The organism is Streptococcus sp. HMSC062D07 (genome assembly GCF_001814215.1).
In the GTDB taxonomy this organism is placed as follows: domain Bacteria; phylum Bacillota; class Bacilli; order Lactobacillales; family Streptococcaceae; genus Streptococcus; species Streptococcus infantis_I.
The window spans coordinates 69,279-84,766 of record NZ_KV815330.1; the positions used below are offsets into that span (position 1 = coordinate 69,279).

Below are 15,488 nucleotides of genomic sequence, written 5' to 3' on the forward strand. Positions count from 1 at the left end.
TTGCAAAAATAGAGGGGTAGAAAGAAGGTAGCATATGTCTAAATTACAACAAATCTTAACTTATCTTGAATCAGAAAAGCTAGACGTCGCTGTCGTATCTGACCCCGTCACAATTAATTACCTCACTGGCTTTTACAGTGATCCACACGAACGTCAAATGTTCCTTTTTGTCCTTGGAAACCAAGAACCACTTCTCTTCGTTCCAGCACTTGAGGTTGAACGTGCGACTAGCACTGTCTCTTTCCCAGTAGTTGGCTACGTGGACTCTGAAAACCCTTGGAAGAAAATCCAAAACTCCTTGTCACAGCTTGATTTCAAACGTGTAGCAGTTGAGTTTGACAATCTCATCTTGACTAAATACCACGGTTTGAAAACTGTCTTTGAAAGTGCTGAGTTTGATAACTTGACTCCATTGATCCAACGCATGCGCTTGATCAAATCAGCTGACGAAGTGCAAAAGATGATGGTTGCAGGTGTTTACGCCGACAAGTCTGTTAAAGTTGGTTTTGACAATATCTCTCTTGATAATACGGAAACTGATATCATTGCGCAAATCGATTTTGCTATGAAACGTGAAGGCTATGAAATGAGCTTCGACACCATGGTTTTGACTGGTGATAATGCTGCGAATCCACATGGTATTCCTGGAGCCAACAAGGTCGAAAACAATGCCCTTCTCCTCTTTGACCTCGGTGTGATGGTGAATGGTTATGCATCAGATATGACTCGTACAGTCGCTGTTGGTAAACCAGACCAATTCAAGAAAGATATCTACAACTTGACCCTGGAAGCCCAACAAGCTGCCCTTGACTTTATCAAACCTGGTGTGACAGCTCATGAAGTAGACCGCGCAGCTCGTGAAGTGATTGAAAAAGCTGGTTACGGTGAGTACTTCAACCACCGTCTCGGTCATGGGATCGGTATGGATGTCCACGAATTCCCATCCATCATGGAAGGAAACGACATGGTTATCGAAGAAGGCATGTGCTTCTCAGTTGAGCCTGGTATCTACATCCCTGGTAAAGTCGGTGTTCGTATCGAGGACTGCGGTGTTGTTACCAAAGATGGTTTCGATCTGTTTACAAGCACCAGCAAAGACTTGCTTTATTTTGATTAAAAAGTAAATTATAAGAAATAAGATGGAAAAGTTATTCTTTTCCATCTTATTTTTTGGTTTGATAATAAATTTTATCAGCTATATAACCTTTTCGTTCAACTGCATTAGGAATCGTCTTCCAAAAAGTCATACCCGCCTTTTCCATCACACGACCAGAGGCAGGATTTAAACTTGCATAGCAAGCATCAACCTCTTCAAATCCAATTTCATCTAGACAGTATGATAAAACTGCCTTCAAGGCTTCTGTCATGAGTCCTCGTCCCCAGTAGTCCATCCCTAAGATATATCCCATCTCACAGCTAGACTTTTCTTCATCCACACTGACCAGACTAATATCTCCAATGACATAGTCTGGATTATCTTTGAGACAAATGGCCCATTTGTAATAGTTAGGATTGTCGTAGGATGCTACCCAATTGCCAATAGAATTTCTAGTCTGTTCGACATTCAGGTGTGGATTCCAAGTCACATAAGTCAGATTTTCTGAGCGTGAAGCCCAATTATCAAACATGGCTTCAGCATCACCTTCCACAAATCTCCTCAAGATCAATCGTTCAGTTTCTATAGGTTGTGTACCTAGTGGTTTCATAATCGTAACTCGCTTTCTATTTGAATGCCCAAGCTAAAAAGGTCCACTGGACCTTCTTCGCTTTCTTATTTCTAGGTGAGAGGGTCCCGGACCTTCCTCGTTCTCCTGTTTCTAGACTCGGGATAAAAACCTCCCCCGGAGGTTTTTACTCCCAAAACGTATCAAAGACAGTGATTGGTAGGTGGCGTTTGTGTTGGCCTTTGTACCACCATTTTTCAATGGTTGCTTGCGCTTCTGGGCTGACTTGCTTACCTTCGAGGTAATCATCGATTTCATTGTAAGTGACTCCCAAGGCTACTTCATCTGCAATACCTGGTTTTTCTTCTTCTAGATCGGCAATCGGTACTTTTTCATAGAGAGCAGGATCAGCTCCGAGCTCTATCAATAGTTGTTTTCCTTGACGTTTATTGAGGCGATAGAGAGGAAGAATATCTGCACCGCCGTCACCGAACTTGGTAAAGAAACCTGTGACATTTTCTGCAGCATGGTCAGTACCAATAACTGCTCCGCTATGAGCTCCTGCGAGTGCATATTGGGCAATCATCCGGCTTCTAGCCTTGATATTCCCTTTATTAAAGTCTAACATTGGACTACCAGTAGCCTCTACTGCCGCTGCCATTGCATCTACAGAATCCTTGATATTGACCACCAAACTCACATCTGGCTGGATAAAATCTAGGGCTTTTTGGGCATCATCCTCATCTGCTTGAATTCCATAAGGCAGGCGAACTGCTATAAATTTATAAGAATCATCACCGGTTTCAGCTCGCATTTCTTCTATAGCTAGTTGGGCAAGGCGACCAGCTAAAGTCGAGTCTTGACCACCAGAAATTCCTAATACATAACTTTTAAGGAAGGGATGTTTCTTCAAATATCTTTTTAGAAAGTCAATGGAACGACGGATTTCTTCTTGAGGGTCGATGACAGGTTTAACCCCTAATTGCTGGATAATGGTCTCTTGCAAACTCATTCTTCTTCTCCTTCACCTAGAGCTGCCTTACGCATCTTGTCAATCAAGTCCATCTTATCTTGCCAAATATCATGCGCTAAGTCTACTGGATAATGTTGTGGGTTAAGAACACGTTTGTATTCATCCCAAAGCTTATCAAATTCCTTGCGAGCATAAGCTTGAATTTCAGGTAGACTCGGTGAATCATAGATTAGTTTTCCATCCTTGAAAATATCCACCAAGAGAGGAACTGCATCAAAATTGCGGACAGTTTTCTTGATATAAGTATAGGTTGGGTGGAACATCTTGAGTTCAGTCATACTTGACACATCAACGCCGTCATAGGTAATATAATCACCTTCAGATTTTCCTTTTTCACGACTGGTAATGCGCCAAACTTGTTTCTTACCTGGAGTTGAAACTTTTTCAGCATTGCTAGAGAGTTTGATAGTATTGCGCATCTGACCATTTTCATCTTCAATGGCAACAACCTTATAAACTGCTCCTAGAGCTGGTTGGTCATAGGCTGTAATGAGCTTAGTTCCTACACCCCAAACATCAATCTTAGCTTTTTGCATCTTGAGGTTAAGGATGGTATTTTCATCAAGGTCATTGGATGCATAAATCTTAGCATCAGTAAATCCTGCCTCGTCCAGTTGTTGACGAACCTTTTTAGAAATATAGGCGATATCACCAGAGTCAATACGAACACCAAGGAAATTAATCTTGTCACCGAGTTCACGCGCAACCTGAATTGCTGCTGGAACACCGATGCGAAGAGTATCGTAGGTATCCACTAGGAAGACACAGTTTTTGTGAGTTGAGGCATAAGCCTTGAAAGCCTGATAGTCATTGCCATAAACTTGAACTAAAGCATGAGCATGAGTTCCTAAAACCGGAATACCAAAGAGCTTACCTGCACGTACATTACTAGTTCCATTGGCACCACCAATAACAGCCGCACGTGTTCCCCAGATAGCTGCATCCATCTCTTGCGCACGACGTGTACCGAACTCCATCAAAGGCTCATCTTCAATGACCGAGCGAATACGAGCTGCCTTGGTCGCAATCAAGGTTTGAAAATTAACAATATTCAAAAGAGCTGTTTCAACCAATTGACACTGCGCTAAAGGTCCTTCCACTTGAACAATCGGTTCATTAGCAAATACTAAGTCCCCTTCTTGAGCAGAACGCACCGTCAACTCTAACTTGAGATTACGGAGATATTCCAGGAAGGCACCATGATAACCAAGTGACTCCAAATAAGCTATATCGCTATCAGAAAAGCGCAGGTTTTCTAGGTAGTTCACAATGCGTTCCAAACCTGCAAAAACAGCATAACCATTTTTAAACGGTTGTTGGCGGAAATAAACTTCAAAAACTGCTTTCTTGTTATGAATTCCTTGGTCGAAGTAAACCTGCATCATGTTAATCTGATACAAATCTGTGTGCAATGTTAAACTGTCATCTGGGTACATATACTGTCCTTCTTCCTTATTTGTAAAAAGAAGAAAATATTTCTTCTTTTCTCATAAATTAGTACTATTATAACACATTTTACCAAGATGGAGAAAAAGCTAACAAGCTATTCCATACTCTCAAGTTCATCCATATCCTGTTCAAACTTTTTCTGAGCCCATTCTCCATAACTCTTAAGGCCGAGATTACCAATAAAGACCCAAGGAAGATAAAGGAGATATGTAATGACCCAAGCATAAATGTATTTAAAATGTAAAGGGTTGTGCTGGTAAATTTCGATATTGAACTGATAGTTTTGTAGCATCAAGCTAGCTGTAATCACTAGAGTTAATAATAGGCATCCTAAAATTGTAAAATGAAAACGACTATAATAGGTTACACCTAGACTTCGAGCACGGTTGAAAAAGTAAAAATTCCCTATGATGATAATTACGAGAAGCATGCTGGGAGTAAAAAGGCTTGGTGCTAACACCGATATGATATAAGCTAGAAACAACAATCCGATAGAGATATGAAAACTCTCTGCCCATGCTTTATTCATCAGTTGTTCTTCTCTTTCGTCTAGTAATTGATAATAATAAAATTTATTTTTCATCTTCTTCCTCCCAAAATAATTGATCCAGCGTTTTACCTAAACACCTGCAAATGGATTGGCAAAGTGAAAGCGAAGGATTGTACTTTCCAGCTTCTATCAAACCGATAGTCTGCCTAGTGACACCCACAGCTTCTGCCAAATCACCTTGTGTCATGTCAAGCTCCACTCGAGCTAACTTTAATTTTAAATTCTTAGCCACTTGTTACCTCCTCCTTAATTTTAAAAGTCGCGCTTCTTTTTTCACCTTTATTATATCATATATTTTACATTATGAAATATATATCTGTCATTTTGTGGGATTTTTTTTACAAAAAACTCTACCACTTACATGATAGAGAGTTCTCTGTTTACAAATCTTTTTGATAATAGTGCCTTTGTCCAGTGCAGGGATAATCTTTTAAGGTAAAGACTTCCTTGTAGCCCTGCTTTTGATAAAAGGCTGGCGCTTGAAACTGATAAGTATTCACAAAAGCAAAGCGACAGTTTCTCTTTTTAGCTTCACTCTCTGCTTGGTGCAATAGTTGGGATCCGATTCCTTGTCCTCGTATGTCCTCCTTCACAAACAAATACTCAATTTCTAACCAATTCCCGAAAGTCTCTGCTACTAATCCAGCCATGATCTCACCATGTTCATCTTCAATATACAGATTAAGTGGCTCGCTTTCAGCAACTTCTCTTTTGGAACGATTATAGGAGCGAATCAAGTCTCCTATAATTTGCGATTTCTGAGACTCTATATTTTCCAATCTTACCTGCATCCAAACCTCCTCGAAGATACTTATAGCTTGATTATAGTCTTATTACCAAGAGCTGTCAAACTAGAAAACTCATCAACCTAAGTTGATGAGTTTATAACTTATTTTCTAAATTTCCATTGGCTATAAATACCAAAAGCAACAATCCAGATAGCTGAACCTCTGGCTCCCATTACAGTTGATTCTTGTAAAAAGAGAGTTCCGAATACAAAGATGAAGAAGAGCATAGTCAGAGGATTTAGCAAGCGATATTGGGGCATGAGATAGCCATCTGCCATAAAGTCTTTTGACTTGCGATACTTAAGATGGGCCACCATGATTAAGATGTAGATGGCGATATAAACACCTGATGAAGAAGCCGTAATCAAAGCAAAGGCATCTGATACGCCAGGAAGTACATTGATAAAGGCTGCAAGACCAATCAATACCGCAGAAGCAATGATAGCATTCTGAGGAACGTTGTGGCGTGAAAGTGTATCTGCCTTAATAGCTTTCAAGAAACGATTTTGTGAATCATGGGCAATTTGGTACAAGTGACGACCTGTTGAGTAAAGGGTTGAATTCAAGGCTGACGCAGCGGAAGTCAAAACAACAAAGTTAATCAAGGCTGCTGCCCACTTAAGGCCAACAAGTTCAAATACCGTTACAAATGGTGAATCTGTCGCAGAAAGCTCACGCCAAGGAATAATAGACATGATTGCAAGCAAAGCCCCACCGTAGAAGAAGATAATTCGCAAAGGAATTTCCTTAACAGCCTTAGGCAAGACTTTTCGAGGATCTTTGGTTTCAGATGTGGTAACGCCGATAAACTCAATCATCAAGTAAGCAAAGAAAACCATTTGAAAGGCCATAACAAAGTTCATTCCTCCATTTGGGAAAAGGGAGAATTGCTCACTGATATTGACAAGGCTTGCTGATCCATAAGGAGTTTCAAAGCCAGTCAAGACCATAAAAATACCCGTCGCAATCATGGCAAGGATGGCCACAATTTTAATCATGGCAAACCAAAATTCCACTTCACCAAATATTTTAACTGCAATCAGATTGACCAATCCTAAAATTGTTAAAAAGACAACCTGAATCAACCAAGATGGCCAAGACGGAAACCAAAACTGAACATAGTGAGCGATTGCTGTAATCTCAGCCATACCAATAAAGACTACTGATAACCAATAAGACCAAACCGAGAAATATCCCCAGCCCTTTCCAAGATAGCGTGTAATAAAATTGATAAAGGTGTGTTGCTCTGGGTCCTGGTACAACATTTCTCCAATAGCACGCATCATGAGATACATAAAGCCACCCGTAATCATATATACCAAGACAATCGAAGGTCCAGTTAAACTGATAGACCGACCAGCTCCCAAAAATAGTCCAGTCCCGATTGTTCCCGCAATGGCCATAACCTGAACGTGGCGGTTTGTTAATCCACGCTCCATTTTACTTTTCTTTTTATGTTTATTTTCTGAATTCATCTAGTCTCCTCAAGTTTTTAAAATGAAGAAAAGGAGCGATGGAAGCGTTTTCCCTATATCTACTCCTTCTTCTCTATCCTATTAAACTGTTTTTTCAACTTTTAAAATCTTAACATCATAGCTTCCAGCAGGTGTTTCGATTGTAGCAATATCACCTGTTTTCTTACCAATCAAGGCTTGACCAATTGGGCTTTCATTTGATACTTTACCTGCAAAAGCATCTGCACCAGCTGAACCAACGATAATGTATACTTCCTCTTCGTCTTCTCCAACTTCTTGGATGGTTACAGTTTTTCCAATGGCAACTTCATCTTGAGCGACTGCATCGCTATTAACGATTTCTGCATAACGGATTTTTGTTTCCAAGCTTGATATTTGTCCTTCAACAAAGGCTTGTTCATCCTTAGCTGCTTCATACTCACTATTTTCTGACAAATCACCGTATGAACGAGCAATCTTGATACGTTCTACGACTTCTGGACGACGTACTAATTTTAATTCTTCTAATTCTTTTTCGAGTTTTTCCTTTTCTTCCAATGTCATTGGATAAGTTTTTTCTACCATTTTTCTCAACTTTCTTTTGATTGTTTCAATAAAATTTACTTTCTTAAAGCAAAATTATGTGGAAAACCACATAATTTTAGTTTGTGCTATTTGATTTGTTTAATTTACCATTAATATGTTCTTGAACATTTTTGTCATGATCTTCCAATGTTGTGGCATAGTAAACCTTACCATCTTGAACATTGGCTACAAAGTAGAGATAGTCACTCTTTGTCTGATTGATACTTGATTCGATAGCATCCAAGCTAGGGCTATCAACTGGCCCAGGCATTAAGCCAAGGTTTGTATAAACATTATATGGGGAATTGATTGTTGTATCAATACCTGCATCATCAGCAAGACTGATATTTTGACCAAGTTTACCTTCTGCGTAAAGGATGGCAATATTACTTTGAAGTGGCATACCCTGGTTCAAACGATTATAGAATACACCAGCAATCAACTTACGATCCTCTGTTTTTGCTCCTTCTTTCTCAACAAGAGAGGCAATTGTTAAGAGTTCATTCACTGTTAAGTTCTTTTCTTTGATTGTAGCATAGTGACTAGATAGGTTTTTATCCATTGCAGCTAGCATTTCATCAATTAAACTTTCAACAGTTGTACTTTCTTTGATTGTAAAAGTCGCAGGGAAAAGATAACCTTCTAAACGGTAACGAACACCACTATCTTTGGCTGGCAAGCTTGCAAGCAGGTTTGGATATTTGGCAACCTCTTGAGCAATAAAGGTCTCATCTTGAACTTTAGCCAAAAATGCTTCCGCTGTCAAAGGTTCCTTAAAGTTGCCTTGAAGTTGCCCAATAGTTTGAGCAATTTGCTCTAAAGTATATCCCTCTGGAATAGTCAAGCTTGCAAGTGTAACCTCTTGAGGTTCAGGTGTACCACCCTTTTGCAACTCTTTAATGATATCTTCAACGCTCATACTCTTTTGAAGATTATAATAACCAGATTTTAATTCATTATAGTTTTTATACTTGACATAAAGTGTAAAGATCAAACCATTTTTAATGACACCAGATTTTTCCAACGTTGAACCAATTTCTTGAGCATTAGATCCATCTGGAATCTGAACAGTCATATATTGTTTAGAACTTGGATCCACTGGTTGCAAGGCTGATTCAGCATAGCGAAGTCCAAAGAAACCACCAGCACCAAGTAGGATCAGCAATACCAATACTGTGACTAAAAATCCTTTCAAGTGGGATTTTTTCTTTTTCTTAGCTGGTTTCGCAGACTCTCTCCGACTTCTTCTAGGAAGGTCTGCTTCTTCAGTAGCTTCTTGACTTGTCAATTCTTCCTTGTGTGACGCAAGGTTTACTGTTTCTTTTTCTGGAACAGTATCGAATGCACGATAAGAAACTGAAACTCTAGTTGGAATTGAATTATTTTCTTCTTTTTCCGGAATTGATTGAGATGACTCAACTACTTCCTCTTGTACTGCTTCTGGAATTTCTTCTTGTACTTCCTCTGCAGCTTCTTCTGGAACTTCTTCTACAAGAACAGGACGCTCAGGAACAGTTGGGGCATTATCAATCAATTGATCAACAGCTGCAACTGATTTTGCAATCAACTCCTCTTCCGAAATACTTGGTTCCTTTTTTTCTGAAGTTGCTTCAGAAGATTTTGCTAAAGTTGAAAAAAGATCATCCGTTTGTTCAACTTCATTTGCCTCTTTTTTTAGTCGTTCTAAATCTCGCAAAATTTGCTCTTTAAAACTCAACTTTTCTTCATTTGAATTTTCGCTCAAAGGTATTTACCTCCTTGTTGATAATCCTTAATATTATATCTTAAAAACTAAAGAAAAGCAACCTTAGAAGCCTTTCTACTCACTAATTCTTGTTTTCCCAGACCATATCATACCATTCTTCTCCTGCAAATTGGGACTTAGACTTTCCTTCATTGACAAAACCATGCTTCTCATAGTATTCAATAAGGTAGTCATGACAGGTCAGATTGATCCCCTCTCGTTCGTGCTTAAGAGCCACTTCTTTCAATGCGGTCAGGAGTTTTTTCCCTAGTCCTAGAGATTGAGCTTTTTTTGCTATCGAAAGACAAGTCACAGATATATAACCACCTTCCTTATGACTGTGGTCTTTTATTTCTTCAGTGAAAGACTGGTCTTGTAAATAACGATGAGGGACTACTGGTCCTTCGATATAACCAAGTATCTCCCCCTCTTTTTCAGCCACTAGAAAGCTCGTTTTTATTTCCTTTAAATGTGCTTCAAAGACAGATCGAGGTATGGCTTCTTCAATTGAAAAATTCTCTAATTCAATCTCTAAAATACGGTCTAAATCACTCAGTCTAGCTTGTCGAATAATCATAGTTCCTCCTGATAAAAGGGATTCATCCAACACATGAGAAAATCAACTTTATTTCCGACTCCCAGATCTACTATTCCTTGCTCTATAAATTCATTCATCTCAAAATAAGATAGCAATTCATCTTTACAGACCAGATAAATAGCTGGACTATTTTGTTGAAGAGCAACTTGTTTCATGGCTGCGAGCAACAAGGTTCCAAATCCTTGCCCTTGATAATTCGGATGAACAGATAAAGCATCAATCACAAGATTTTCATTACTAATAGCTTCTCCATCTGCCATCTCTACTATCCATCTACTTACTGAGGATGTAGCAAAATCTATCGCTGAAATATAAGCAATCACCTGATCATCTAAACTAGCTAAGAGAAACGTATCCGCAAAATTACGGATACGTTCTTCTATTATTTCTCTATTAAATGTTTCTTGGAAGTTTTGAGTACTCTCCTGTATCAAGCAAACCTGCTCGATATCAGATTGCTGAACTTCCCTTATTTTAATTGGAAATTCCATGGTGTTCCTTACTGAACATTACTTGTCAAATTTGACAAGAGACGTTCGAATGAGTATTCATATGATTGAATGTCACCTGCTCCCATAAATACGTATACAGCATTGTCATGGTCTAAGAGCGGAGACACATTTTCAACTGTGATAACTTGATGTTTTTTATCAATCTTGGCTGCTAAATCTTCAACCTTAACATCACCATGATCAACTTCACGAGCAGATCCATAGATTTGTGCTAAGTAAACTGCATCAGCCTGGTTCAAAGCTTGTGCAAAATCATCCAACAAAGCAATTGTACGAGTAAAAGTATGCGGTTGGAAAATAGCAACGATTTCCTTGCTTGGGTACTTTTGACGTGCAGCATCTAGAGTTGCGATAATTTCAGTTGGGTGATGCGCAAAATCATCGATGATGACAGTGTCATTGACAATCTTTTCTGTAAAGCGACGTTTCACTCCTCCAAAAGTCTTCAAGTGTTCACGCACCAAATTCAAGTCAAAGCCAGCAGTATAAAGCAAACCAATCACTGCTGTTGCATTCATGATATTGTGGCGTCCGAAAGTTGGAATGTGGAATTGACCCAATTCTTGACCACGGAAGTGAACTGTGAAGGTTGAACCAGTAGTAGAACGAAGCAAGTCACTTGCTACAAAGTCATTGTTTTCTGCTTCAAAACCATAATAGTAAATTGGAGCATCAGATGTAATCTTACGCAACTCAGCATCTTCACCATAGACAAACAAACCTTTACTGATTTGTTTAGCATAATCATTGAAGGCGTTGAAGACATCCTCTAAGCTTGTGAAATAGTCAGGATGGTCAAAGTCGATATTAGTAATAATAGAGTACTCTGGGTGATATGGCATGAAATGACGCTCGTACTCGTCTGATTCGAAGACAAAATACTTGGCATTCTCAGAACCACGACCTGTACCATCTCCAATTAGATAGCTTGTATCAGTGATGTGTGACAAAACGTGAGAAAGCATACCTGTTGTTGAAGTCTTACCGTGTGCTCCGGCAACACCCATGCTGATAAAGTCACGCATAAAGCTACCAAGAAATTCATGATAACGTTTATAGCTTAGTCCATTCTTGTCTGCATAAGCAATTTCAACATTGTTATCTGGACGAAAGGCATTCCCAGCGATAATTTCTATATCCCCTTGAAGATTGTTCTCATCAAAAGGCAAAATTTTGATTCCTGCTTGCTCTAAGCCACGTTGTGTAAAGTAGTATTTCTCTACATCAGATCCTTGGACCTTATGCCCCATTTGGTGCAACATCAAGGCCAAGGCACTCATCCCTGATCCTTTAATTCCGATAAAATGATAGGTTTTTGCCATCTTTTTCCCCTTTACTCTGTCATATTTGTCAAGTTCAACTCTTGAGCAATTTTACGCACTTTTTCTGATTGATTTTCTTTTTTGTTATAAATCTGGCTTTTCTTTAAAAAATCATAATTATTTCTCTTTGGTCCAAGATACTCTTCTTTGCTTGTCTCCTGCATCTGTGGAGCTATTTCAGCCAAAATATAATGGCTCTGAGTTAATTTGTCACTATATTTGGCAAGCTCACCAGGATTTTCCTTTTGGAAAGGAGCTGTTGGCTGATTTGCCTGTCTTACTACATTATTTGAAGATTTATGGCGTTTTGTAAAACTAACATCTTGTGTCAAATACTTTGCTGAACGTTTTCGTTTCAAATCAGCTCTAGCTTCCTCACGAGCAAGTTCAGCGTAGGATTTTTCCTTATTTTCAGTCAGTTTCTCTGGCGCCTTAGTCGATGACTTTTTTTCAGTAGTAATTGGCGACCATTCCAAGTAGTTTTTATCTTGGTAGTCTCCCTTAATATTACTAATGAGATCCGACTCATCATATAAATTCATAAATGGCATCTCTGTCAGCATAATTTCATCATCTGACACTATTGGAAATCGTTCTAGCTTCATTTTTATTTCCTTTCAATACTCCATTATAGCGTAAAGTCTTGATTTTTCAAGTCTTGGCTTCAGAAATTCCTAATATTTCTTGAATTTCAGTAAGTGTGAGACTTCCACGAGACTCTGTTCCATCCAATACTTCTGATACCAGATTTCTTTTCTGTTCCTGCAACTCTTGAATCTTCTCCTCGATTGTGCCTCTGGTTACCAGACGATAAACCTCAACAGCTTGGTCTTGTCCCATACGGTGGGCCCGGCCAATAGCCTGCGATTCAACTGCCGGATTCCACCATAAATCTACCAGAATAACTGTATCCGCACCAGTAAGATTGAGACCAACTCCACCAGCTTTTAGAGAAATCAAAAACACATCGCGCTCACCTTGGTTAAAAGCCTTGGTCATTTCTTGACGCTCCTGTGATGGTGTAGAGCCAGTAATCTTAAAGGAAGTTAAGCCAAGCTGAGGCAACTCCTTTTCGATCCGATCAAGCATTCCCCTAAATTGAGAGAAGATGAGTACACGATGATTTCCCTCAGCAATTTGACTTAGCAGATCTCGTAAACTATCAAGCTTCCCGCTATCTCCCTTATAATCCTCCATAAATAGAGCTGGAGTATCACAAATCTGGCGAAGACGCATGAGTCCTGTTAAAATTTCAACTCGATTTCGTTGAAATTCTGCATCGGTCACTTGTCCCAAACGCTCTTGCATCTGTTGAAGTTGAGCTAGATAGATAGCTTTTTGCTGGTCCTCCAGTTCATTTTTATAAACGACTTCTATCAGATCAGGTAACTCTGTAAGAACATCCTCTTTTTTTCGACGCATGACAAATGGTTTGATAAACTGTGCCACTCTCTCAGCAGGCAATTTCATAAAGTCTTTTTTTGCTGGCAAAAGTCCTGGCAATACAATCTGAAAGATAGACCATAATTCCCCTAAACTATTTTCAATTGGTGTTCCGGAAAGAGCAAAAACCGATGGAACCACAAACTTTCTCAAAATCTTAGCAATTTTGGTTTGGGCATTTTTCATCACTTGGGCTTCATCTAGAAATAGAAAATCAAAAGATAAATTTCGATAGATTTCACTATCCTGACGGAAAGTGGCATAACTGGTCACATAGACCTGATGTTTTTCTGCTAAAATAGTCTCGCGATAAGGTTTCAATCCATGTACGACAGCCACATCCAAATTCGGTGCAAATTTTTTAAATTCATCAGCCCAATTATAAATGAGGCCAGATGGAGCAAGAATCAAGACACGGCTATTCTCCTGAAGTTGGCTACTTAAAAAGGCGATGGCTTGTAAGGTTTTTCCAAGTCCCATATCATCAGCTAAAATTCCACCAAATCCATAATGGTCTAACATCTGAAGCCATTGAATCCCCTTTTTCTGATAATCCCTGAGTTGGGCTCGAATATCTAGGGACTTCATCGGAAAATCCTCAGGATGCGTTAAATGATGCGCCAAATGACGAAATTCATCAGTAAAAGTAACTTGATCCTTGTCCTTAAACAGATGAGATAAGGTATAAGCCAAAGACTTGCGAGCCTGGAAAGCAGTACTCTCTATCTCATCAATTCCTAATTCCTCTAAATCTTGTCGAATACGTTTTGTCTGTTCATCAAAATAATAGACCTGATCAGACGAGCTAATATAATAGTCCTGCTTGGCAACGAGAGCTTTCATTGCTCGATTGATTTCTTCTTGATCAATATCCTGAAAATCAAATTGAATTTCTAAAAGACTTCCCTTGGATGAGATATGAATTTGAGGTTTCTGAACCTGATAAAGATCTTGCAAACTCTCAGAAATCTTTAATTCTCCAAGTGCTGCAAAGGCTGGTAATACTTCCTGAAAGAATGTATGGACTGCTTCAACTTTCAAACTTTGACGCCATGAACGAAAATCCGCTTCAAACCCCGCAGATAAGGCCAACTGAAAAATCTGTTTTTCCAGTTGAATATCACTAGCAAAAGGGAGGTTCTCTAGTTCATTACGATTGGTTACTAGGCAAGTTTCATATTGAAATTGCATATCTAATCGAATAGAACCATCCTCTTCACGATCCATGTAAAAAGACGGACGGAAGGATTGGATTTGTAGTGAATCAGGAGCTTCTACTTTTCCTAGGCATTTAAACTGCGACAAGTTCGAAGCTAAAAGGTCTCGATCACGAGTATCAAACTGTAAGATCTTTCTGCCACCATTGTCTAAAGGAACTTTTCTAAGTGCATCTAATAAACTAGCCTGTTTTTTCGTCATCAGGAAAAAATTCCCCTTGTAGAATAATACTTGTCCCCTGTAAAAGAAATTAAGCCCTGCCTGTTCGAAGACTTCCATTTCAAAATAGTTGGATTTTTCTTCAATTCTAAATGAAAACAAACCTGCTTGGCCATCAAAGTCTTGGAAGAGAAGATGATGATATGTCGAAAGCTGATGGTCAAATTGAAAGGCAACTAATCCCATCAGTAGACTAGCCCCCTGCTCAAAAAAGGTTTTAGGAAAATAGAGATGTCGTCCTTGATTTGGGAAAAAAATATTGTAGTCAATCTTCTCTTCAACCAAACCTAATAAGAAATTTAAGACTTCTTGACTAGCTTTATCAAATTGTTCAAGTCTTAATGAAGGCTCATAATGCTTTCCTATCATGTAAGGTTTGGAAAACTCTATGACTTTTAAGAAAAGAGGGATATCCCTAATCACATAAAACTTATCTTGCTGAGAAAGACCAATTCTTAAAGTCCAGATAATGCGATTGGTTCCTGCTTCCACCTGCCCTTGAGCAGAAAGCTGATAGAGGTCAGACTGACTAGATGCTTGGATAGACTCCAAGAATTTCCCTCCGAAAGTCACTTGTGTCTCAACAGTTTCCTTTTCTTCCTGATTAGCCTCTAGATTGAGTAAGATTTCTTGCCCTAGTTGGTCATTTTTCAGATAATATTCCAATGCCGCCAAATGAACACAGTAACCTCTTTTTTTGAAAAAATCACATGCACAAAAAATCAAATCATCATCCAAACTATAGCGAATCTCTTCATCTGCTACACGCGCATAGATGCGATGGTCTTGTTCTTTAATGATTTCAATCTGACCAGTTTCATAGAGTTCCACTCCCTCCATTCGAAGCTTTCCTGGAATCAATTTAGCCATAGTGTCCCCTTTACTTTATCTCTTAATTATACCACATTT

15 protein-coding genes are annotated in these 15,488 nt (G+C 39.0%); 1 reads left to right on the plus strand and 14 read right to left on the minus strand.

The features are described from left to right. Positions 1-34 precede the first annotated feature (34 nt). Positions 35-1,117 (plus strand): M24 family metallopeptidase, encoded by a 1,083-nt coding sequence (locus HMPREF2957_RS05240; RefSeq protein ID WP_070677929.1) that lies wholly within the window; start codon positions 35-37, stop codon positions 1,115-1,117. 46 nt (positions 1,118-1,163) lie between these two features. Here the strand turns inward: HMPREF2957_RS05240 and HMPREF2957_RS05245 are convergent, their stop codons facing one another. The 14 genes from HMPREF2957_RS05245 to HMPREF2957_RS05310 form a co-directional block, all read right to left on the minus strand. After that, a complete protein-coding gene (locus HMPREF2957_RS05245; protein ID WP_070677932.1) occupies positions 1,164-1,706 on the minus strand; it encodes a GNAT family N-acetyltransferase in 543 nt (180 codons plus the stop codon). Positions 1,707-1,851: 145 nt separating this feature from the next. Next, entirely contained in the window at positions 1,852-2,676 is an 825-nt protein-coding gene (gene nadE / locus HMPREF2957_RS05250) for an ammonia-dependent NAD(+) synthetase (RefSeq protein WP_070677934.1), read from the minus strand. Continuing rightward, positions 2,673-4,133: a nicotinate phosphoribosyltransferase gene (locus HMPREF2957_RS05255; RefSeq protein WP_070677936.1), complete on the minus strand. Its 1,461-nt coding sequence runs from the start codon at positions 4,131-4,133 to the stop codon at positions 2,673-2,675. Before HMPREF2957_RS05255 ends, nadE begins: the two co-directional genes overlap by 4 nt. Positions 4,134-4,240: 107 nt before the next feature. Further along, positions 4,241-4,729, minus strand: coding sequence for a DUF6773 family protein (locus HMPREF2957_RS05260; RefSeq protein WP_070677938.1), 489 nt, complete (start codon positions 4,727-4,729; stop codon positions 4,241-4,243). Continuing rightward, the gene (locus tag HMPREF2957_RS05265) at positions 4,719-4,928 is read right to left on the minus strand and encodes a helix-turn-helix transcriptional regulator (RefSeq protein ID WP_001107501.1); all 210 of its coding nucleotides are present in this window, start codon (positions 4,926-4,928) and stop codon (positions 4,719-4,721) included. The genes HMPREF2957_RS05260 and HMPREF2957_RS05265 overlap by 11 nt, the downstream gene beginning before the upstream one ends. A 148-nt stretch (positions 4,929-5,076) precedes the next feature. Then, on the minus strand, positions 5,077-5,487 hold the full coding sequence (locus tag HMPREF2957_RS05270) for a GNAT family N-acetyltransferase (protein WP_070677940.1): 411 nt from the start codon (positions 5,485-5,487) through the stop codon (positions 5,077-5,079). Positions 5,488-5,585: 98 nt separating this feature from the next. Continuing rightward, complete coding sequence (locus HMPREF2957_RS05275) at positions 5,586-6,959, minus strand: amino acid permease (protein ID WP_070677942.1); 1,374 nt, start codon at positions 6,957-6,959, stop codon at positions 5,586-5,588. Positions 6,960-7,040: 81 nt separating this feature from the next. After that, positions 7,041-7,523 (minus strand): transcription elongation factor GreA, encoded by a 483-nt coding sequence (gene greA / locus HMPREF2957_RS05280; RefSeq protein ID WP_004252406.1) that lies wholly within the window; start codon positions 7,521-7,523, stop codon positions 7,041-7,043. Between the two features lie 76 nt (positions 7,524-7,599). Then, positions 7,600-9,267, minus strand: coding sequence for an endolytic transglycosylase MltG (gene mltG, locus HMPREF2957_RS05285; protein WP_004252405.1), 1,668 nt, complete (start codon positions 9,265-9,267; stop codon positions 7,600-7,602). Between the two features lie 82 nt (positions 9,268-9,349). Then, positions 9,350-9,844 carry a GNAT family N-acetyltransferase gene (locus HMPREF2957_RS05290; RefSeq protein ID WP_036753537.1) on the minus strand — a complete coding sequence of 165 codons (495 nt, stop codon included), beginning with the start codon at positions 9,842-9,844 and terminating at the stop codon, positions 9,350-9,352. Continuing rightward, positions 9,841-10,356, minus strand: a complete 516-nt coding sequence (locus HMPREF2957_RS05295) for a GNAT family N-acetyltransferase (RefSeq protein ID WP_070677944.1) — start codon at positions 10,354-10,356, stop codon at positions 9,841-9,843. The genes HMPREF2957_RS05290 and HMPREF2957_RS05295 overlap by 4 nt, the downstream gene beginning before the upstream one ends. A gap of 8 nt (positions 10,357-10,364) precedes the next feature. After that, positions 10,365-11,699: a UDP-N-acetylmuramate--L-alanine ligase gene (gene murC / locus HMPREF2957_RS05300; RefSeq protein WP_070677946.1), complete on the minus strand. Its 1,335-nt coding sequence runs from the start codon at positions 11,697-11,699 to the stop codon at positions 10,365-10,367. A gap of 11 nt (positions 11,700-11,710) precedes the next feature. Beyond that, positions 11,711-12,304, minus strand: coding sequence for a divisome accessory protein ZapJ (locus tag HMPREF2957_RS05305; protein ID WP_070677949.1), 594 nt, complete (start codon positions 12,302-12,304; stop codon positions 11,711-11,713). A 46-nt stretch (positions 12,305-12,350) separates the two neighbouring features. Continuing rightward, positions 12,351-15,449 carry a pilus expression-regulating Snf2 family helicase gene (locus tag HMPREF2957_RS05310; protein WP_070677951.1) on the minus strand — a complete coding sequence of 1,033 codons (3,099 nt, stop codon included), beginning with the start codon at positions 15,447-15,449 and terminating at the stop codon, positions 12,351-12,353. Positions 15,450-15,488: the final 39 nt, after the last annotated feature.

Excerpts from the sequence above, each read along its gene's own strand:
- HMPREF2957_RS05290 (WP_036753537.1), bottom strand. The coding sequence starts at position 9,844 with ATGATTATTCGACAAGCTAGACTGAGTGATTTAGACCGTATTTTAGAG.
- HMPREF2957_RS05255 (WP_070677936.1), bottom strand. The coding sequence starts at position 4,133 with ATGTACCCAGATGACAGTTTAACATTGCACACAGATTTGTATCAGATT.
- HMPREF2957_RS05305 (WP_070677949.1), bottom strand. The coding sequence starts at position 12,304 with ATGAAGCTAGAACGATTTCCAATAGTGTCAGATGATGAAATTATGCTG.
- HMPREF2957_RS05275 (WP_070677942.1), bottom strand. The coding sequence starts at position 6,959 with ATGAATTCAGAAAATAAACATAAAAAGAAAAGTAAAATGGAGCGTGGA.
- HMPREF2957_RS05310 (WP_070677951.1), bottom strand. The coding sequence starts at position 15,449 with ATGGCTAAATTGATTCCAGGAAAGCTTCGAATGGAGGGAGTGGAACTC.
- greA (WP_004252406.1), bottom strand. The coding sequence starts at position 7,523 with ATGGTAGAAAAAACTTATCCAATGACATTGGAAGAAAAGGAAAAACTC.
- HMPREF2957_RS05260 (WP_070677938.1), bottom strand. The coding sequence starts at position 4,729 with ATGAAAAATAAATTTTATTATTATCAATTACTAGACGAAAGAGAAGAA.
- murC (WP_070677946.1), bottom strand. The coding sequence starts at position 11,699 with ATGGCAAAAACCTATCATTTTATCGGAATTAAAGGATCAGGGATGAGT.
- HMPREF2957_RS05245 (WP_070677932.1), bottom strand. The coding sequence starts at position 1,706 with ATGAAACCACTAGGTACACAACCTATAGAAACTGAACGATTGATCTTG.
- HMPREF2957_RS05295 (WP_070677944.1), bottom strand. The coding sequence starts at position 10,356 with ATGGAATTTCCAATTAAAATAAGGGAAGTTCAGCAATCTGATATCGAG.
- HMPREF2957_RS05270 (WP_070677940.1), bottom strand. The coding sequence starts at position 5,487 with ATGCAGGTAAGATTGGAAAATATAGAGTCTCAGAAATCGCAAATTATA.
- nadE (WP_070677934.1), bottom strand. The coding sequence starts at position 2,676 with ATGAGTTTGCAAGAGACCATTATCCAGCAATTAGGGGTTAAACCTGTC.
- HMPREF2957_RS05240 (WP_070677929.1), top strand. The coding sequence starts at position 35 with ATGTCTAAATTACAACAAATCTTAACTTATCTTGAATCAGAAAAGCTA.